A 19,236-nucleotide genomic window follows, 5' to 3' on the forward strand; every position below is an offset into this window, starting at 1 on the left:
TCATGCGCCCGTTGTAAACTTAATTAATCGAATGCTCAAAAATCTGCGAAGTCGTGTCTCCCGCGCAACGCCGCTCGATCCGCACGGGGATCGACGACAGGCGCGGCATCGCGTTGATCGCTTCCACGAAGCGGTCGGTCCGCACCAGCAGGTTGGTGGAGGCGCCCACCTGCTCATAGGGGAGTCGCTCGTCGGGCAACCCGCCCCAGCAATGGCTGATCGACAGCACGCCCGGCCGCACGGTCGCGTCCGCCTCGGCGATCGCCGGCATCCGCCCGACATCGGAGACGATGTCTATCTCCGCGCCGTCCGCCAGCCCCAGCGCGGCAAGGTCGTCGGGATGGAGATAGGCGGCGTTGTACGGGTGCCGCCGCCGGATTTCCGGCAGGTCGAGGCCGAGCGAGTTCATCATGCCGCGCAGCCGGCGAACGGTCAGCAGATGGGTGAAACCGCCGGATTCCTTCGTCCGCTCCGGCATTTCGGCGGCCACTTCGGCCAGTTCCGCGAAAACGTCGTCCGGCATCACGTCGAATCGCGCGACGCCTTTTCCGGGCTCGACCCATGCCGGCGGCACGTCGAAGATATGGCCGCCGGGATGCGTCCTGATCTCCTCGAATGGCACTTGCGAATGACGCAGCGTGATCGCGAGCAGGTCGTCCGTGCCGGGCACCGTCTCCATGTCGAGCGGCACCCCGCAATAGTCGATCGTCACGCCCAGCCGCCGCGCGATCGCCCAATAGGGATACCAGTCGTCGACAAGCTGCGATCCCGCCGGCGGCGGCACGACCGGCCCGGCATATTGCGCGAATGGCTCGTCGATCAGCGATTCGTAATGCGGGGTGATCGCGGTGTCCGCCCGCTCATACATCATGCGCGGCGGCAGGATATAGTCGGCCAGCCGCGCGGTGGCGGTCATGAACGGCTCGATCGCAACGAGCAGGTCGAGGTTGCGCAATCCCGCCACCGCCTTCTCCTGCTGCGGCAGCGCCACCGCCGGATTGCCCGCGTTGACGAACAGCGCGCGGATGCGTCCGCCGTCCTCGCGCAGCATCTCGTCCGCCAGCACCCCGCTCATCAGCTCGCCGAACAGCGCCCCGTGGCCGGTGCCGGTGCGGGCGCTCGTCTCCCACTCGCGGAACGGCGGCACCACCTCGGCGAGCCAGGCGCGGCGCGCGTTCTGCACGCCGGGATTGGGGATGCGATCGCCCGCGCGATAATAGCGCCCGCAGACGACGTTGAGGCACTCGATCATGTGATCGGCGAGGTTCGATCGCGGCGACATCGACGGGCCGGTGCCGGCGGCGGCGATCCCGCTGCGGCTGTCGCGCGCGAACAGCGCCGCCGCCGCCTCGAGCTGCGCCGCCGGCACGCCGGCCCGCCGCGCGACATAATCCGGGGTGAACGGCTCAGCCGCCGCGCGCAGCCGCTCGAAACCCTCGACATGGCGCTCGCAGAAGGCGGCGTCGTGCCAGCCGTTCCGCAGGATGACGCGGATCAGCCCGGCGGCGAGCGTCACGTCCTCGCCCGGCCGCGGTTGCAGGAAGATATGGGCGTGCTGCGCGGTCTCGGTCAGCCGGGGATCGGCGACGATCAGCTTCATGCCGCGCTTCAGCGCATCCTTCAGCCGCTTGACCGGATCATAGGTGAAATTGGCGACGGCCACCGAGACCAGCGGATTGCCGCCGAAGATCATCTGCACGTCGCTGTCGCCCAGCCGGTGCTTGCCGGCATTCCAATAGCCCATCCGCCGCATCGTCACCTGCTTGGCGGACTGGTCGATCGTGATCGTCGTGAACAGCCGGGTCGATCCGATCGCCGGCAGGAAGGCGTTGAGCATCAGATGCCCGGTCACGTTCTTCCACACCTGCGTGCCCTTGAACACCGCGATCGCCTCGCCGCCGCTCTCCGCGCGGATCGCGCCGACCTTGCCGGCTATCTCGTCCAGCGCGCGTTCGAGCTCGATCTCGCGGAAGCTGCCGTCGGGCTGCCGCTTCAGCGGGCGCAGGATGCGTTCGGGGCTGTACATCGCCTCGGGCGCCTGGAGCCCCCGGATGCATGCGAAGCCCTTGGTCAGCGGATGGTCGCGATCGCCGCGCACCGAAACCAGCCGGTCGGCCGCATCGATCCGCGCCACCATGCCGCAGGCGCCGCAACAATAGCGGCAGACGGTCCTCGTCTCGCGCCCGGCCTCTTCCATGACCGCAGGCTAGCGGGAGCGCGACCCGCCTTCAACCGCAATTAATCGATTGCTTATCGATTGACCTGCGCAATCGCCCCGTGGCAGCTAATCGAACGATTAGGAGAGCGTGGATGCCAGCAGGCCCGTTGATGTCGATCGATCGCGCATTGCGGTTCTGGGCGCGCGACCGGCCGAATCAGCGCGCGATCCAGGTATCCCGCGACGAGCTGGACTATGCCGCGCTCGATACATGGGTTGGCACCGTCGCCGCGTCGCTGGCCGGACGGGGCGTCGCGCCGCAGAGCCGTGTCGCTTTCTACGCCGATTCGTCGCTCGAATGGTGCGTGGCGGCGCTCGCGGCGATCCGCTGCGGCGCGATCGTCGCGCCGATCAACGCGAAGATGGTGGCGGAGGAGGTCGCCTATCTGCTCGGCCGCTACGAGCCGGTGGCGATCTTCGTCGATCCCGAGGGCGCCGCGCGGCTGGCCGCCGGCGGGCTGATCGGCGCGCCGGATTCGCCCCCGGCGATCACCCGCGCCGAGGTCGCCGCGCTGCGCGGCGCCCCGCCGCGCGATGTCGCGCCCGGAATCGATCCGGAGGCGCCGGCCGCGATCATCACCACCAGCGGCTCGACCGCGCGGCCGAAGGGCGTGGTCTATTCCTCGCGCGCGATGATCGAATATGCCTTCGAGGAGACGGTGCACAATGCGCCGGACCTGATGGGCGAGCCGCAGCGGCTGCTCACCACCGCGCCGCTCAGCACGGCGGGCGGCTTCAACCTGATGATCCATTGCGTGGTCACCGGTGCGAGCGTCCATTTGCCCGCGCAGTTCGATCCGCAGGAGGCGCTCGACACACTGATCAGGGAGCGGATCAACACCTTCCGCGCCTCGCCGATCTTCTTCCAGCGGATCGCCGCGCTGCCCGGCTTCGCCACCGCCGACCTCAGCCATGTCCGGGTCTGCACGATCGGCGGCGCGCCGCCCCCACCGGGGCTGCTGGAGGCGTGGTGGGCGCGCGGCGTCACGCTGCGCCAGCTCTACGGCCAGACGGAGGCGGGCGGCGGGATCACGATCAACCCGCGCCGTTACGCGCGCACCGACCCGGATCGCTGCGGCCACGGCGGACCGCTGACCGAAATCCGCATCGTCGACGAACACGGCCGCGACGTGCCGCCCGACACGCCCGGCCAGATCCTCGCGCGCAAGCCCGGCATGATGAGCGGCTATTGGCGCGATCCGGACGAGACGGCGAAGGCGATCATCGACGGCTGGCTGCACACCGGCGACATCGGCGAGGTCGATGCGCGCGGCCTGCTCCGGATGCGGGACCGGATGAAGGACATCATCAAGTCCGGCGGCCTCAACATCTCGTCGGCGGAGCTGGAACGCGTGATCCTGGAGGCGGAGGGCGTCGCCGAGGTGGCGATCATCGCCGTGCCCGACGATCGCTTCGGCGAAACGCCGTTCGCGATCGTGCACGGCCCGTCGTGCGAGCCGGCGGCGATTCTCGCGCACTGCCGCGCGCGCCTCTCCAGCTACAAGCTGCCGCGCTACATCCACGTCGCGCCCGCGCCGCTGCCCCGGCTGGCGATGGGCAAGATATCGAAACCCGCGCTGCGCCGCGAATGGGCGGATCGCCCGCTGCCCGCGCCGCTGCGATGAATGGAAGGAACAGCATGACAGTCGCTCCCGATCGCTCGACCCTGCTCGAAGGCTCCGTCGCCCTCGTCACCGGCGCGTCCTCCGGACTGGGCGCGCGCTTCGCCCGCACGCTGGCGGCGGCCGGCGCGAAGGTGGCGCTGGTCGCCCGCCGGGCCGACCGGCTGGCCGGGCTGGTCGAGGAGATCCGCGCGGCTGGCGGCACGGCGATGGCGCTCCCGCTCGACATCGCGGACGCCGCCGCCATCCCCGGCGCGGTCGCGGCGGCGGAGGCGGAACTGGGGCTGGTCGACATCCTCGTCAATAACGCCGGCATCGCCGACGTCAGGCCGCTGGTCGAGCAGGACCCGGCGGAGATCGAGCGGATGTACGCGGTCAACCTCCGCGCGCCGTTGCTATTCGCGCAAGCGGTCGGCGCGCGGCTGATCGCGGAAGGGAAGCCGGGGCGCGTCGTCAACATATCGTCGATGGCGGCCTATCATTACGACGGCCGCTCGCCGTGCGTGATGTATGCCGCGACCAAGGCGGCGGTGGCGCGGATGACCGAGACGCTCGCGGTGGAATGGGCGCGGCACCGCATCAACGTGAACGCGATCGCACCGGGCTTCTTCCGCTCCGAGATGAGCGCCGCCACGCTGGAAGGGCGCGAGGAGCGGATCGCCGGGAAGATGCCGCGCGGGCGGATCGGCGAGCCGCACCAGATGGATTCGACCCTGCTCTATCTGGTCTCGCCCCGGTCGGAGGTGGTGACCGGCACCTGCATCCGCGTCGAGGACGGCCAGATGCCGCGCTGACCGGCGCGGCATCTGGAACGGCGGCTACCCGAACGCCGCCGCGCTGCCGAAGATCGCCGAGCTGACGGTCGGCGATCCCGGCCCGCCGGCGAGCAGGCAGGTGCGCGCGCCCGGCACCGGGTTGGCGGATTCGCCGCGCAGCTGGCGCACGCTTTCCAGCGCGATGCCGATCCCGTGGATGAAGCCCTGCGCCGTATTGCCGCCCGCCGTGTTGATCGGCAGCTTGCCGCCGGGCGCGATCAGATTCTCCATCCGCACGAATTCCGCCGCATCCTCATAGCCGCAGAAGCCGTGATCGATCAGCGAGGCGACGCCCTGCGCCGAGAAATTCTCGTAGATCTGCGCGCAATCGATGTCGGCGGGGGTGAGGTCGGTCTGCCGCCACAGCCGCCGCACGACGGAGGCGAAGCCGGCGGAGGCATAGTCCACGTCATTCTCGGCCAGATCGCCCCAGCCCTTCTCCGTCCCCTGCGTCACGCCCAAGAGGTAGACGGGCGGCTTCCTGAGATCGCGCGCGCGCTCGGCGGACACCAGCAGCACCGCGCCCGCGCCGTCGTTTTCGCGGCTGCAATCGAACAGATGGAACGGCTCGGCGATCATGCGCGAGGCGGCATATTGCGCATGATCGAACGTCTGGCCGTAGGCGACCGCGTCGGGGTTGCGCGCGCCGTGATAATAACATGCCTTGACGAACTCCTCCGCCGTGGAGGTCGGCACGCCATGATGCTCGAACAGCCGCATCGCGCGCATCGCGCAGACCTGCGCCGGGGCCATGACGCCGGCCGCGATCATCATGTCGTTGAGGTGATGCGCCATCACCGCCGCCGACAGCCGCCCGCTATGCCCCTGCACCAGGGCGCGGAACACGATCACCGCGCTCGCCTGCCCGGTCAGTATCGCCGCCGCCGCCGAGCCGAACGCCGCCGCGATGCCGCCGCCGCCGCCGCCGAACACCGCCTGCGACCAGCATAATTCCTTCGTCCCCAGCTCCGGCATCAGCCGGACCGGCTCGTTCTTGTCGTCGCCATAGCTGACGAAGCCGTCGACATCGGCCGGGTCCAGCCCGGCCTCGGCGCAGGCGTCGACGATCGCATGGACCAGCGCGGTCCGCTCCGACATCGGCGACTGGCCGCGCTTGAACTGGCGGATGCCGATGCCGGCGACCGCGGTGGTGGCGAAAAGGGCCTTGTTCATGCGGTTCGCTCCCGGATCAGTTGGCGAGATGCCAGTGGAAGGACGGGACGGCGCGATCGCCGAACCGGGTCTGGCCGACGACGCCCTTCACCTTCGCGCCGATCGCGATCCCCGCGTCATCCCCGTCGAGCAGGCCCATCAGCCGCTTGCCGCCCGCGCCGTCGATGCTCACCACCAATGTCACGAACGGCGTGCCGATCCCCTCGGTCCCGCCGAACGGATGCCAGGTGCGGGTCCAAGTGAAGACAGTGCCTTCGGGCGCGACATCGTGCCATTCCACGCCCCAATTGCCGCATTCGCCGCACCGCGCGACCGCCGGCCAATGCCATGTGCCGCAATGCCCGCAGCGCGGCATGACGAGCCGCCCCTCGTCCAGCGCCGCCCAATAGGGCGCGTCGGCCTCGATCGACGAATGAGCCATGCGTTTCCTCTCCTGCCCGATAGCTTCGGCGGGGCACTTGTTCAGCCTCGATCCGATTTCGTCAATCAATTAAATAATAGATGACGCACTCCGCTCTTGTGGTTTACGGAACGGACAGGAGGAGGCCGACGATGGATTTCGACAGCGGATATGTGATGACGATCGACGGAGCGGACGCGCCCGGCGGCGGCACGGTGGAAGTCGTCAATCCGGCGACCGGCAAGTCATTCGCCAGCGCGCCCCGCGCATCGGCGGCCGAGCTCGATGCGGCGGTGGACGCCGCGACGCGCGCCTGGCCGGCATGGCGCGACACGCCGGTCGCGGAGCGGCGCAAGGCGCTGGTCGCGGCGGCCGACGCGATCGCCGCCAATGCGGAATCGCTCGCCCGCCTCTTCACCCGCGAACAGGGCCGACCCTTCCCGCTCGCGCTCAGCGAGATCAAGTCTGCGGCCTATTGGCTGAAGGCGACCGCGAAGCTCGACCTGCCCGTCGACGTGATCGAAGATACCGACACGCGCCGGATCGAGGTGCACCATGTTCCCCTCGGCGTGGTCTGCGCGATCGTGCCGTGGAACTTCCCCGTGCTGCTCGCGGTGTGGAAGATCGCGCCCGCGCTGCTCGCCGGCAACACGATGGTGCTGAAGCCCTCGCCCTTCACCCCGCTCACCTCGCTCAAGCTCGGCGAGCTGCTGCGCGGCGCCTTTCCGCGCGGCGTGCTCAACATCATCTCCGGCGGCGACGAGCTGGGGCCGATGATGACCGCGCATCCCGGTTTCGCCAAGATCAGCTTCACCGGCTCCACCGCGACCGGCAAGCGCGTGATGGAGGCCGCCTCGAAGGAGCTGAAGCGAATCACGCTGGAGCTTGGCGGGAACGACGCGGCGATCATCCTGCCGGATGTCGATATCGATCAGGTCGCGGAACAGATTTTCTTCGGCGCTTTCTACAATACCGCGCAGGTCTGCGTCGCGACCAAGCGGATGTATATCCACGCCGATATCTACGACCGGTTGCGCGACAAGCTGCACGAGATCGCGCAACGCGTCGTGGTCGGCGATGGCGCGCGGCAGGGCACCGATTACGGCCCGATCCAGAACGCCCCGCAATATGCGCGGGTGATGAACCTGCTGGACGACGCGCGCGCCAACGGTCTCGTGCTGCTCCAGGGGCGCGCCGTGCCGGAGGAAGGCTATTTCATCCCGCTCACCCTAGTCGACAATCCACCGGAGGATTCGCGCGTCGTGCAGGAGGAGGCGTTCGGGCCGATTCTGCCGCTACTGCGATTCGACGATCTGGACGAGGTGATCGCGCGCGCCAACGCCTCCGACTACGGGCTGGCCGGGGCGGTATGGTCGGGCGACGTCGACCGCGCGGTGGAGATCGCGCACCGGCTCGATACCGGCACGGTGTGGATCAACCAGAATCTCCAGAACACCCCCTTCACCCCCTTCGCCGGCGCGAAGCAATCGGGCTTCGGGGTGGAGAACGGGGTCGCCGGGCTGCTGGAATATACCCGCCCGAAGTCGCTTTTCATCCCCAAGCCGGCGGCATAGGGCGCGGCGATGGATTTCGCCTTCTCGCCCGAGCAGGAGCAGTTGCGCGACAGCGTCGCCGCCTATCTGCGCGATCGCTATCCGTTCGAGACGCGGCGGGCGATCGCGCTTTCCGATCGCGGCTGGAGCGAGCCGGTGTGGCGCGACTTCGCGGACCGGCTGGGGCTGCTGAGCCTCGCCGATCCGGATGCGCCGCCGCCGGACCCGGTGGACCTGATGGTGGTGGTCGAGCAGTTCGGCGCGGCGCTGGTGATCGAGCCGTTCCTTGAAACCGTCGTCACCGGCGCGAGCCTGCTTCGCGCTTCCGGCACCGACACCGCGCGCACGCTGCTGCGCGGGATCGCCGCCGGTGACGAGCGTCTCGCCCTCGCCTGGGGGGAGCCGGGCACGCGCCACGGCTGGGCCGCCGCGCGTACCGTCGCGACGCGCGACGGGGCGGGCTGGCGTCTCGACGGCGTCAAGTCCGTGGTCATCGGCGCGCCCTGGGCCACCACCCTGCTCGTCGCCGCGCGCGCGCCGGAAGGCGTTCTCGTGTTCGCGGTCGATCCCGCCGCGCCAGGGTTGACCGCTCATCCCTATCCGACGATCGACGGGCGGCGCGCGGCCGACCTGCGCTTCGACCATGTGCCGCTCGATCCCTCCGCGCTGCTGCTGGACGCGGACCGCGCGCTCCCGGCGCTGGAGGCGGTGGGCGATGCGTCGGTCGCCGCGCTGTGCGCCGAGGCGGTCGGCGTGACCGGGCGGATGCTCGACGACACGATCGCCTACACCCGCGAACGCCGCCAGTTCGGTCAGCCGATCTCGCAATTCCAGGCGCTCCAGCACCGCATGGTCGACATGTACATGAAGCGCGAGATGGCGGCGTCGGCGGTCTATCTCGCGACGCTCAGCCTCGGCGCGCCCGCCCGCGAACGCGCGCGCGCGGCCTCCGTCGCGAAAGTCACGGTGGGTGAGGCGTGCCGCTTCATCGGGCAACATGCGATACAGCTCCACGGCGGCATGGGCATGACCGACGCGCTGGCCGTCGGTCACTATTTCAAGCGCGCGACCGTGATCGAGGGCGAGTTCGGTAGCCCGGACGATCACCTCGCCCGCTTCGCCGCGCTGACGGAAACCTCGAGGAAAATGCCCGCTGCCTGAGGCGGACTGCCTGTTCGGCGGACCATGACGATCTTCTGGTTGCCGACGGAGTGCAATGGGTCAGCCAAGGCGTCGGGGAAAGGCGGGCCGGCAGCGCGCCGGCCCGAATCCATCTATTGCGGGGTGACGGTGGTGGTGGTCTTTTCGGTGACCGTCGCCGGATGCGTCGTGGCACGGCGGACGGTGCGGACGACGCGCTTCTTCCTGACCGGCGCTGACGCGGCGGCGGTGGTGTGCGTCGTCTCGGTCGTCACCGTGGTGGCCGCCGGCGGCGTGGTCGCCGCGGCACGCGCGGCCGCCGCATCGGCGGCGGCGGAGGCGGCCGCCTGTTCGGCATTCGTCGCGCGGGCGTTCGCCGCGTCGGCCTGCTGCTGCGCGGCAGCCGCCTGATCCCGCGCGGCCGAGACCTGCGCCTGCGCGGCTATCGCGGTGTCCGCCTGCTTCGCCGCGGCGGCCTCGCGGCGATCCCTTTCGGCCACGCCCACCGCCGTATCGGCGAGGTGCGACGCGCGATGCGCCGCCTCGATCGCCTCGTCCTTGTGGCCGGCGCGCAGCTGGTCCTGCGCGGACCGCAGCGCGGCCATCGCATCCGCCGTCATCCGCGGCACGTCGCCGCCGGCGCCCATCGCATTGAGCGCGTCGATCTTGCCCTGCGCCTCGGCGACCGCCATCTTCGCGCGATCGCCCTTGCTCTCGGCCGCGACCGGAACGGCCGCCATCAACGACAACGCCGTCAGCGCAGCGGCGTGGATCACAAACTTCCGCATGATCTACTCCTCCAACGCCCCCCCGCGCGGCGAGGCAACGAACGCCATGTCGGCTTGTTCCTGCGCCTCAGTCCCGTGTCCGCTCGTCCGGCGCGATCAGGCCGCGCAGCGTCTCGATCCGGTCGGCCTCGCGCGCTGGCTTGTCGGCGCGGATGCGGCTGATCCGGGGGAAGCGCATCGCGAGGCCGGACTTGTGCCGCCGGCTCTCGTGGATCGAATCGAACGCGATCTCCAGCACCAGCGCGCGATCGGTCTCGCGCACCGGGCCGAAGCGGTTGACGGTGTGCGTGCGGACATAATGGTCGAGCCATTTCAGCTCGGCATCGGTGAAGCCCGAATAGGATTTGCCGACCGGCAGCAACTCCGCCCCCGCGGCGGGATCGCCGTTCCAGCAGCCGAAGGTGTAGTCGGAATAATAGGACGATCGCCGCCCGTTGCCGCGCTGCGCGTACATCAGCACGCAATCGACCAGCAGGGGGTTGCGCTTCCATTTGTACCACAGCCCCATCGGCCGCCCGGCGACATAGGGGCTGTCGCGGCGCTTGAGCATCAGCCCCTCGATCGCCTGGTCGCGCGCGCCGTCGCGGATCGCCGCCAGCGCGTCGAGCGAGGTGGCGGGGACGATCGCGCTCAGATCGAACCGCGCCGGATCGAGGCCCGCCGCGAAGTCCTCCAGCCGCGCGCGCCGCGCGTCCCACGGCAGCGGGCGCAAATCCTCCTCGTCGATCAGCAGCAGGTCGAACAGGCGCACGAAGGCGGTATATTCATCGAGCATCCGGCGCGAGACGGCCTTGCGGTTGAGCCGCTGCTGCAGGGCGTTGAAGCTGGCCGCCCCGCCCTGCTCGCCGCCCTGATAGACGCCGCGCACCAGCAATTCGCCGTCGAGCACCACCGGCGCGCGCAGCACGTCGAGCAATTCCGGGAAGCTCCGCGAGATATCGTCGCCGGAGCGCGAATAGATGCGCGTCTCCTCGCCGTGGACGATCTGCACGCGGATGCCGTCCCATTTCCATTCGACCGCATAATGATCGAGGTCCGGGATCGTCTCGCCCAGCGGGTTGGCGAGCATGAACGGGCGGAACAACGGCGCGCCCGCGGCGACGGGCGGCGGGCCGCTGCCGGCCGCCCAGTCGAACAGCGCGGCATAGGGCGGGCTCTGGCCGTGCCAATATTCCTCGACATCGGCGACCGGCACGTCGAACGCCTGCGCGAAGGCGACCTTCGCCAGCCGCGCCGACACGCCGTTGCGCATCGCGCCGGTCGCCATCTTCAGCAGGGCATAGCGGCCGTTCGCGTCGAGCCGGTCGAGCAGCGCGGGCAGATCGCGCCGCACCGTGCCGCGCGTCATCGCGGAGAGCAGCTCCACCGCCTCGCTGACGGTCGGCGCCGGAGCGGACGCCTCCGGCTCCGGCCACAGCAGGCTCACGGTCTCGGCGGTGTCGCCGACATAATCGCGCGACAGGGTGAACAGCACCGGGTCCACCCGCTCCGCGATCAGTTGCCGGACGATCGCCGATTTGACCGCCGGGAAGTCGAGCGCGTTGGTCAGCGCCGCCAGCGCCCAGCCGCGATCGGGGTCGGGCGTATGGCGCAGGTAGGCGGCGATCAGCGCCAGCTTGCCGTTGCGCGAGCGGGTATAGGTAAGCGCGTCGAGCAGCGCGGCGAACGCCTCCACCTCAATCGTCCTCGTCGTAGAGACCGACCACCGCCAGCGCGCGCGCCGGGCGCTGGTGAAGCTCGCACCAGCGCAGCAGCCCATCCTCGCGGCCGTGCGTGATCCACGTCTCCGCCGGGTCCACCTCGGCGATCGTCCGCGTGAGCTCGTTCCAGTCGACGTGATCGGAGATCACGAGCGGCAGCTCGACGTTGCGCTGGCGCGCGCGCTGCCGCACCCGCATCCATCCCGACGCCATCGCCGTTACCGGATCGGGCAGCCGCCGCGCCCAGCGATCGTTGAGCGCGCCCGGCGGGCACAGCACGATGCTTCCCCTGAGCGCCTCCTTCATCGTCTCCATTACCAGCCCGAGTGGGCCGAGCGGCACGTCATGCTCCTCGTAGAGCCGGCACATCCGCTCCAGCGCGCCGTGGAGCCAGATCGTCTCGTCATGGCCGGCCCGCCGCAGCTCCGCGATGACGCGCTGCGCCTTGCCGAGCGCATAGGCGCCGACGAGGATGCAACGATCCGGGTGCAGCGCCCGCGCGTGGAGCAGCCGCGCGATCTCCTCCTCGATCGGCGGGTGGACGAACACCGGCAGCCCGAAGGTCGCCTCGGTGACGAGCACGTCGCACGCCACGGGCGCGAAGGGTGCGCAGGTCGGATCGGGGCGGCGCTTGTAATCGCCGGTGACGACGATGCGCTCCCCGGCATGTTGCAGCAATATCTGCGCCGATCCGAGCACATGGCCCGCCGGCGCGAAGGTCGCGGTGACACCGCCCGCGAGCTCCACCGTCGCGCCATAGCGGACCGGCACGGATTCGCCCGCCTCGCCGTAACGCAGCGCCATGATCGCCAGCGTCTCCGGCGTCGCGAAGACGCGGGCGTGCCCGCCGCGCGCGTGATCGCCGTGCCCGTGCGTGACGAGCGCGCGCTCCACCGGCGCGCCGGGATCGATCCAGCAATCGGCCGGTGCCACATACAGCCCCGCGTCGCCCGGCCGTACCCACGAGAAATCGCGCAAGCGCCTCTCCGTCCTCGCCCCCATGCGTAACCGACAGCGGCGGGCGCCGGTTCCGGCGAGATCATGTGACGAGCGGCTTCGCGTCACGACGGATCGCACAAAACTCGTCCACCGCGCGGAAGAGGTGGAAAGGCCGATACCGCTGCTGGTAAGGGCACCGCGAACGGAGGCTTCGCCGCCGCCGGTCAGGACCCGGACCTTCACGAACGACGAGGTGCCCAGCGAGACGTATCAGCCACTCGCCCTTTCTTTCCCGCGCCCTCCCCGTTCTCCCGTCGCCACCCTATCTATGCGGATGCCAGCCCGGCCGCCGCGCCAGCCCGATACGGATAAAGATGTGAATTCACGCCGCTTTCCCCTTCCGCGCTGGATCAAGGACGATGAGGCCCGGCGCCGGCTCGGCCGGTGGCTGATGGGGCTGCTGATGCTGGCGGTGGTGGCGCTGGCGGTGGGCGCGCTGCGCCACATCCTCAACGACACGAGCTGGGACGACATCCGCGCGGCGGTGCGGCGAATCGGGCCGGCGCGGCTGCTGCTGTCGCTGGGGATCACCGCGATCAGCTATTTCGTGCTGACGGGATATGACGTGATCGCGCAACGCATCATCGGGCGCCGGACGCGATATCCGGTCGCCGCGCTCGCCTCGTTCACCAGCTATATCTTCAGCCATAATTTCGGCTTCGCGGTGCTGACCGGCGGGACGGCGCGCTGGCGCGTCTATCGCCATGCCGGGCTGACGCTAGGCGAGGTGGCGCAGATCATGGTGCTGGCCGGCGTCACCTTCTGGTGCGGCGTGTTCCTGCTGCTCGGCATCGGGCTGGTGCTGCGTCCCGGCGCGCTGACGATCGGCACGCTGGAGATCAGCGCGGCGACCCGCGTGACGACCGGGCTGATGCTGCTCGGCGCCATCGCGGTGACGCTGTTCGCGCTCCACCGCGCCGCCGGCCGCTCGCTGAAGCTGTTCGGCTGGACCCTGGTGCTGCCGACCGTCTCGCTGGCGCTCGGCCAGCTCGCGCTGGCGGCGATCGACATCGCGCTCGCCACCGCCGCGCTGTTCGTACTGGTGCCGAACCTGTCGCTGGCCGCCTTCCCGGAGCTGATCCTGGGCTATGTGGTGGCGTTCGTGTCCGGGTTGCTCGCCCACGCGCCGGGCGGTGTCGGGGTGTTCGAGGCGGTGATGCTGGTCGCATTGCCGCGTATCGACCGGGCGACGCTGTTCGCCGCGCTGCTGGTCTATCGCTGCGTCTATTATCTCGTGCCGCTGGCGGTGGGGCTGGTACTGTTCGTGCTGCACGAAACCGGCTGGCTGCGGCCGCATACCGGGCCGCGCGAGGCGGAAGGGCTGCTGCCGGCGGCCCCGCCGGCGACCTGATGCCCGGCGAACGGCTTTAGCAGCTCCTCCACCGTGAAATAGCGCCCGGCCTTCATCACGCCGCGCACCTTCATCAGGTCGCGCACGTCGGCGTCGGGCCGCCCCTCGACCAGCACGAGGTCGGCGAGCTTGCCCGGCTCGATGCTGCCGAGATCGGCCTCCACCCCCTGCGCCCGCGCCGGCACGATCGTCGCCGCGCGCAACGCCTCGAAAGGGCCAAGGCCGAATTTCTGCAAGGTGTAGAGGTTCTGGAAGGTGCTGATCGTGAAGCTGTCGAGCGGCGCGTCGGAGCCGATCATCACCTTGCCCCCGCCCCGGATCACGCGGATCAGGTCCTGCGCGGTGAGGCGCGACTGCTCCTCGTTCGGGGTGAGGAAGAAATCGCACGGCCCGGTCTTCGCCGCGCAGCCCATGAACTCCTTGAGCGACGCCTGCTCCCATCCCGGATAGAGCGCCGCGATGCGCGGATCACCGGGCAGTCCGGGCAGCTCCAGCAGTTCCTGCCGCCCGGCGAAATTGGTCGTCGTAAGCTCGACCCCGGATTTCTCCAGCGCCTGGAACACGTCGTCATAGACATTGCCGCGGAACAGGTGCGGGAAGCCGTAGCTCCAGCGCGTTGGGCCGACGAAATGCTCCTCCCCGTCCACGCCGTGCGCGATGCCGGGATAGGCGAAATGCGAAGTGACCGAGACGCCCATCCGCCGATGCGCCTCGTCCGCCACTTCCGCCTGCCAGTCCGAGCGGAAGCGCATATAGGTCTTGATGACGTCATAGCCGAGCGCCGCCGCGCGCGACAATTCGAGCCGAAGCTGCGCCGCATCCTCGATCGGGCGCGAGAAGGACCATAACGGGCGCGAGCCTTCGAACATCTCGCCGGTCATGAAATGGCGCGGGCCGATCCGCGCCCCGGCGGCGAGCGATTCCTTGTCCTCCAGCGCGCGATAGGCCGGGTCGCCGGTCGAGCGCGTCGAGGTGATGCCATAGGCGAGCCACATCCGCCCCTGCCGGTCGCCGAGATATTTCGAGCGGAGCTGCTGGTGGTTGTGCATCTCGAACAGACCGGGCGTGACGGTGAGGTCCGATGCGTCGATCACCCGCGCCGCGCCGTCATGCGCGCCGTGCGGCACGATCCGCGCGATGCGGTTGCCGTCGATCAGGATATCGACGTTCCGCCGCACCTCGGGATGCACGCCGTCCCACAGCCGCCCGGCGTGGACCAGCACGCGCCCCGTCACGCGCGCCGGCCGCCAGTCGAGCCTGAGCGGCACCGAGCGGCCGCGCCCCGCCTCGCGATCGACCAGCTTCAGCGCGCCGTTGGCGAGATAGAGGATCGTGCGCGAATCCCCTGCCCAGCTCGGCGCGTCGCTCGCCTCGTCGGTCAGCGCCTTCGCCGCGCCGGTCGGCGTGCCGTCCGGCGCGACGGGCAGCGCCCAGATGCGGCTCATCATGCTGAAGGCGAGCCATTTGCCGTCCGGCGACCAGACCGGCCCGTCGTCGCCGCGCGTCGAGACGGAGCGGTCAGGCGCCGGGTCGATCCAGCGCTGCCTGCCGCTCGCGACGTCGACCAGCAGAATGCGGTTGCGGCTTTCATTGAGCGCGGTGAAGGCGATCGTGCGGCCGTCCGCCGACCATGTCGGCCGGCTCGGGAAATCGAGCGCGGGGACCAATGCGCGATCGCCGTCGCCCGAGACCTCGACGATGCGCGTCTCGCCCGTCTCGGTCTGATAGGCGAGCCGCCGCCCGTCTGGCGACCATGACGGCGCGACATTGGCGTGGGCGGACCGGCTCACCCGCCGCTTCGCCCCGCTCGCCACCTCCATCGTCCAGAGCTGCGCGATCCCCGAGGCGTCGGTGACATAGGCGATCGAGCGGCCGTCGGGCGACCAGACCGGATCGTTCTCGTAGCAGGCGTCGTCGGTCAGCCGCCGCGCCGTGCCGTCGAGATCGGCGAGCCACAGGTCGTTGAGCGCCTTGAACACGATATGCCGGCCGTCCGGCGACAGCGCGGGCGCGACGATGCCCTTCACCGGCCGCGCGACGGTATCGTCGAAATCGTAATGCTTGCGCCGATAGCCGGCGCGCTGGAGGCTGAACGCCGCGCGGAACGGCACGACCGCGTCCGCGCCGGTCGCGATGTCGAGCGCGTGGATCTTGCCGCTGCCGCTGTAGAGCAGGCGGTCGTCCGATCGCCACGCCGGCGCGACCGGGAAGACGTCGGTCGCCGCGCCGATCACCCGCGCCGCGCCGCCCTCCGTCAGCATCAGCCGGCCGTATTGCGCGCCCGCGCAGACATAGGCGAGGCGCTTGCCGGAGGGCGACAGCGCCGGGGCGGTCGCCGCGCCCTGCTCGCATGTCGCGTCGAGCGTCGTGACCTTGCCGTCGAGCGACACGCGTTTCAGCCGCCCCATGTCGGACAACAGCAGCGACGCCCCGTCCGCCGCCCAGTTCAGCGCCTGCGGCATGGCGAGGCCGCTCGCGGGGATCTCGTCCAGCGCGCCGCCGCGCGGATCGGCGAGCCATATCCCCGGCTTGCCGCCGCGCGCCGAGAGGAAGGCGATCCGCCCGCCGTCCGGCGACCAGCGCGGGAAGGTGTCGTCGAACGCGCCGGTGGTAAGCTGGCGGCGCTGTTTCCCGTCCGCCGAGACGATCCACACATGCCACATGCCGTCGGCATAGGATTGCACCGCGACCTGCCGCCCGTCCGGCGACCAGCTCGGATGCATCGCCTCGAACAGGTCGGGGGTCAGCCGCCGCGCGTCGCCGCCCTTGCCGGGGATGCTCCACAGGCTGCCCTGAAGGTCGATCAGCAGCGCGCCGTCGGCGGGCGACGGATTGACCGAGAAATCGGTCCCCTCGTCGGTGATGAACGAGACGGTGCGCGCTTCCCGCACCTGCGCGGGGGCCGCGAGACCGCCCGATCCGAGCAGCACCGCCGTCAGCAGCCACGCGCGCATCATTCCCCTCCACCGAAAGAAACCGGAGCCGCGCGGGCGGGCGCGGCCCCGTCATGGGTCACGCCGCGATCAGTAGCGATAGACGCCGGTGATGCCGAAGGTGACCGGCCGCACCGTGACCGCGCGGTAATTGTAGGTCGTCAGCGAATCCCGGTAGATGCCGTATTCCGGGTGCTGGTTCAGGATGTTCTGCCCGAAGATCGACAGGTCGAGCCGGTCGAACTTCATGCCGATGCGGAAATCGACATTGTTCGAGGCCGGCGCGCGCGGGATCGTCGGGTCCACGCTCGGTACGTTGGGCAACGGCGTATTGTTGTGTGACAGATATTGATAATCGGCATGGAGATAGGCGTCGCGACCGAATGCCTGGAAATCATACTGGCCGTTGAGCGACACCTGCCACGGCGCGATCGGCAGCGGCTCGCCCTTCGGACGGACCACGATGCCGCCCGCGCCGACCGTGCTGGTGGTGTAATGCGCGTCGGAATAACCGACCGACGCGCCCAGCGTGAAGCCGTCGCCGACCTTGGCGTTGATCTGGAGATCGAAGCCCTGACTGCGCGCGTTGCCGAAATTGGCGGCGAACGGCGTGTTGCAGTTCGGCAAGGTCACGCCCGACTGGATATCGGTCCAGTCGATGCGATAGACGCTGCCGTCCATCACCAGCCGGCCGCCGAACATCTTGGTCTTGGCGCCGGCCTCATAGCTCCATACCGAGTCCGGCTTGATCTGACGCGGCGCCGAGGTGAAGCCGAGCGCGGCGAGGTCGGCATCGCACTGGGCCGAAACCTGACTGGTCGAGGAGCCGGGGCGGAAGCCCTTGGAGGCGGAGGCGTAGATCAACGTGTCGGGTGTCGCCTGCCACGACACGCCGAACTTCGGCGTCACCGGCTTGGCCGAGGCGTGGGAAACATTGTAGGTGCCCGCGCCGCCCGCGACCGGGCCGGCGGAGAAGGTGTTGTTGTTATAGGTCAGCTTCGAGGCGCGCGCGCCGGCGGTCAGCGTCAGCGTGTCGGTCAGCTTGAAATTGACCTGACCGAACGCCGCCAGTTCCTCATCCACCAGCGAGCCCTGCGAATAGAGCAGATAGCGCCCGTTATAGAGGTTGGTGCCGAAAATCTGCCCGATCGTGAGCGGAGCGCCGGCCGCGAAGCTCAGGATCTGGTTGATGAACGTGCTCTGCACGTCATAGGAGCTCGTTTGCTTGGCATGCTGGTAATAGGCGCCGAGCACCCAGGTGATCCGCGCCGCGGGATTGTTGCTCTGCAATCGGAATTCCTGCGTGAAGGTGCGCTGCCCCGCCGTCAGATAGGCGGGGGAATAGACGTTGCGCAGCGCCTCGGGCGGCGGGATCGTGTCGACCGGATGGCCGAAGATCGACGTGAAGGACGAGATGTCCAGTGTGGTCGAATCGTAGATATTGTTGTTGTCGCGGTGCAGGAACGAGCTGTCCGACACGAACGTCACCGCGCCGACATCGACGTTCACCTTCAGCGACGGCAGCCAGAAGGTGTCGTCGTTGGGCGCGCGCACCTGATTGGCGGTGACGAACTGGTTCTGGCCGGGATTGGAATAGGCCTTCCAGAACACCGACGAATCGTTGGCGTGCGATTTCTGGTAGAAGATCGACGGCGTGATCGTGACGTTCGGGGCGGGCTGCCATTTCAGCGCGGCGCGCGCGACGAGCGCGTTGTTCCAGTCGACGTTCTTCGCCACGTCCTTGCGGTCGAACCAGTCGACCTTGTCGACATAGCCGCCGTCGTGCCGCGCCCAGACGCTGACGCGGAAGCCCAGCTTGTCCTCGATGATCGGCCCGCCGACCGCGACGCCCGCCTCGTAGCTGGGGTCGCCGCCCTTGGTCATCGCCATCTCGCTGCGGCCATAGACGCTATACTGGGTCAGGCTTGGCTCGGGCGTGATGAAGCGGATCGTGCCGCCCTCCGATCCCGCGCCGAACAGCGTGCCCTGCGGCCCGCGCAGGATCTCCACGCGGTCGAGGTCGAAGATGCGCGGATAGGGGTTGCTCGAATCGTAATTGCCGCTGGGGCGCACCTGCACCGGCGTCTCGTCGATATAGACGCCGACCGTCGCGGTGCCCGAGCCGGAGGAGATGCCGCGGATCGACACGTCGCTCGCCGCGCCGTTGCCGTGCGATCCCGGCGTGAAGGTGACGCCCGGCGTCAGCGTCGCGATGTCGCGGAAGGTGCGGACCGATTGCTGGTCGAGCTGCTCCTGCGACAGCGCCGAAATGCTGATCGGCACCTTGCTGAGCGCCTCCGCCTGCTTGGTGGCGGTGACGATGATGTCCGGGATGCCGCCGTTCTGCGCCGACGCGCCCTGTGGCTGGGCATCATTGCCCGATTGCGCGAAGGCCGGAACGGCCGACACGAGCGCCAGGGCCGATGCGGTGGCCCGGAGCGCGGAATGGATATGCCGCATAGTTTTTCCTCCCCATTCTGACGGCGCCCGATCGGGTCGCCGGCATCCTGTTCCCGCTCACGATGCTATGCGCGACGCAAATCA

Annotated in this window: 12 protein-coding genes; 4 read left to right on the forward strand and 8 right to left on the reverse strand. The window is 69.4% G+C overall.

What is annotated here, in order from left to right; genetic code table 11:
* Positions 1-19: 19 nt before the first annotated feature.
* Entirely contained in the window at positions 20-2,197 is a 2,178-nt protein-coding gene (locus F9288_RS01150; protein ID WP_174834925.1) for a molybdopterin-dependent oxidoreductase, read from the reverse strand.
* A 113-nt stretch (positions 2,198-2,310) separates the two neighbouring features.
* Here F9288_RS01150 and F9288_RS01155 point away from each other — a divergent pair, with 113 nt between their 5' ends.
* Together F9288_RS01155 and F9288_RS01160 are read left to right on the forward strand one after the other, a co-directional pair.
* Complete coding sequence (locus F9288_RS01155) at positions 2,311-3,843, forward strand: class I adenylate-forming enzyme family protein (RefSeq protein WP_174834926.1); 1,533 nt, start codon at positions 2,311-2,313, stop codon at positions 3,841-3,843.
* 14 nt (positions 3,844-3,857) lie between these two features.
* Positions 3,858-4,634, forward strand: coding sequence for an SDR family NAD(P)-dependent oxidoreductase (locus F9288_RS01160; RefSeq protein ID WP_174834927.1), 777 nt, complete (start codon positions 3,858-3,860; stop codon positions 4,632-4,634).
* A 24-nt stretch (positions 4,635-4,658) separates the two neighbouring features.
* On the opposite strand, the gene F9288_RS01165 is transcribed toward F9288_RS01160, so the two are convergent.
* Positions 4,659-5,828, reverse strand: coding sequence for a transporter (locus F9288_RS01165; protein ID WP_174834928.1), 1,170 nt, complete (start codon positions 5,826-5,828; stop codon positions 4,659-4,661).
* Positions 5,829-5,844: 16 nt separating this feature from the next.
* A complete protein-coding gene (locus F9288_RS01170; RefSeq protein ID WP_174834929.1) occupies positions 5,845-6,249 on the reverse strand; it encodes a Zn-ribbon domain-containing OB-fold protein in 405 nt (134 codons plus the stop codon).
* Positions 6,250-6,380: 131 nt separating this feature from the next.
* Between F9288_RS01170 and F9288_RS01175 the strand changes: the two genes are divergently transcribed.
* Positions 6,381-7,802, forward strand: a complete 1,422-nt coding sequence (locus F9288_RS01175) for an aldehyde dehydrogenase family protein (protein ID WP_174834930.1) — start codon at positions 6,381-6,383, stop codon at positions 7,800-7,802.
* A 9-nt stretch (positions 7,803-7,811) separates the two neighbouring features.
* Entirely contained in the window at positions 7,812-8,942 is a 1,131-nt protein-coding gene (locus F9288_RS01180; RefSeq protein WP_174834931.1) for an acyl-CoA dehydrogenase family protein, read from the forward strand.
* Between the two features lie 113 nt (positions 8,943-9,055).
* Here F9288_RS01180 and F9288_RS01185 read toward each other — a convergent pair whose 3' ends face one another.
* The 5 genes from F9288_RS01185 to F9288_RS01205 form a co-directional block, all read right to left on the reverse strand.
* On the reverse strand, positions 9,056-9,709 hold the full coding sequence (locus F9288_RS01185) for a hypothetical protein (protein WP_174834932.1): 654 nt from the start codon (positions 9,707-9,709) through the stop codon (positions 9,056-9,058).
* A 67-nt stretch (positions 9,710-9,776) separates the two neighbouring features.
* Positions 9,777-11,384, reverse strand: a complete 1,608-nt coding sequence (locus F9288_RS01190; protein ID WP_174834933.1) for a cisplatin damage response ATP-dependent DNA ligase — start codon at positions 11,382-11,384, stop codon at positions 9,777-9,779.
* 1 nt (position 11,385) lies between these two features.
* A complete protein-coding gene (locus tag F9288_RS01195) occupies positions 11,386-12,387 on the reverse strand; it encodes a ligase-associated DNA damage response exonuclease (protein ID WP_254621022.1) in 1,002 nt (333 codons plus the stop codon).
* 1,248 nt (positions 12,388-13,635) lie between these two features.
* Entirely contained in the window at positions 13,636-16,716 is a 3,081-nt protein-coding gene (locus tag F9288_RS01200; protein ID WP_174834935.1) for an amidohydrolase family protein, read from the reverse strand.
* 66 nt (positions 16,717-16,782) lie between these two features.
* Entirely contained in the window at positions 16,783-19,152 is a 2,370-nt protein-coding gene (locus F9288_RS01205; protein WP_174834936.1) for a TonB-dependent receptor, read from the reverse strand.
* Positions 19,153-19,236: the final 84 nt, after the last annotated feature.

The organism is Sphingomonas sp. CL5.1 (genome assembly GCF_013344685.1).
Classification (GTDB): domain Bacteria; phylum Pseudomonadota; class Alphaproteobacteria; order Sphingomonadales; family Sphingomonadaceae; genus Sphingomonas.

What these genes read in the sequence shown, in the direction of transcription:
- F9288_RS01155 (WP_174834926.1), top strand. Translation starts at nt 2,311, where the DNA reads ATGCCAGCAGGCCCGTTGATGTCGATCGATCGCGCATTGCGGTTCTGG.
- F9288_RS01160 (WP_174834927.1), top strand. Translation starts at nt 3,858, where the DNA reads ATGACAGTCGCTCCCGATCGCTCGACCCTGCTCGAAGGCTCCGTCGCC.
- F9288_RS01200 (WP_174834935.1), bottom strand. Translation starts at nt 16,716, where the DNA reads ATGATGCGCGCGTGGCTGCTGACGGCGGTGCTGCTCGGATCGGGCGGT.
- F9288_RS01170 (WP_174834929.1), bottom strand. Translation starts at nt 6,249, where the DNA reads ATGGCTCATTCGTCGATCGAGGCCGACGCGCCCTATTGGGCGGCGCTG.
- F9288_RS01150 (WP_174834925.1), bottom strand. Translation starts at nt 2,197, where the DNA reads ATGGAAGAGGCCGGGCGCGAGACGAGGACCGTCTGCCGCTATTGTTGC.
- F9288_RS01185 (WP_174834932.1), bottom strand. Translation starts at nt 9,709, where the DNA reads ATGCGGAAGTTTGTGATCCACGCCGCTGCGCTGACGGCGTTGTCGTTG.
- F9288_RS01205 (WP_174834936.1), bottom strand. Translation starts at nt 19,152, where the DNA reads ATGCGGCATATCCATTCCGCGCTCCGGGCCACCGCATCGGCCCTGGCG.
- F9288_RS01175 (WP_174834930.1), top strand. Translation starts at nt 6,381, where the DNA reads ATGGATTTCGACAGCGGATATGTGATGACGATCGACGGAGCGGACGCG.
- F9288_RS01165 (WP_174834928.1), bottom strand. Translation starts at nt 5,828, where the DNA reads ATGAACAAGGCCCTTTTCGCCACCACCGCGGTCGCCGGCATCGGCATC.
- F9288_RS01180 (WP_174834931.1), top strand. Translation starts at nt 7,812, where the DNA reads ATGGATTTCGCCTTCTCGCCCGAGCAGGAGCAGTTGCGCGACAGCGTC.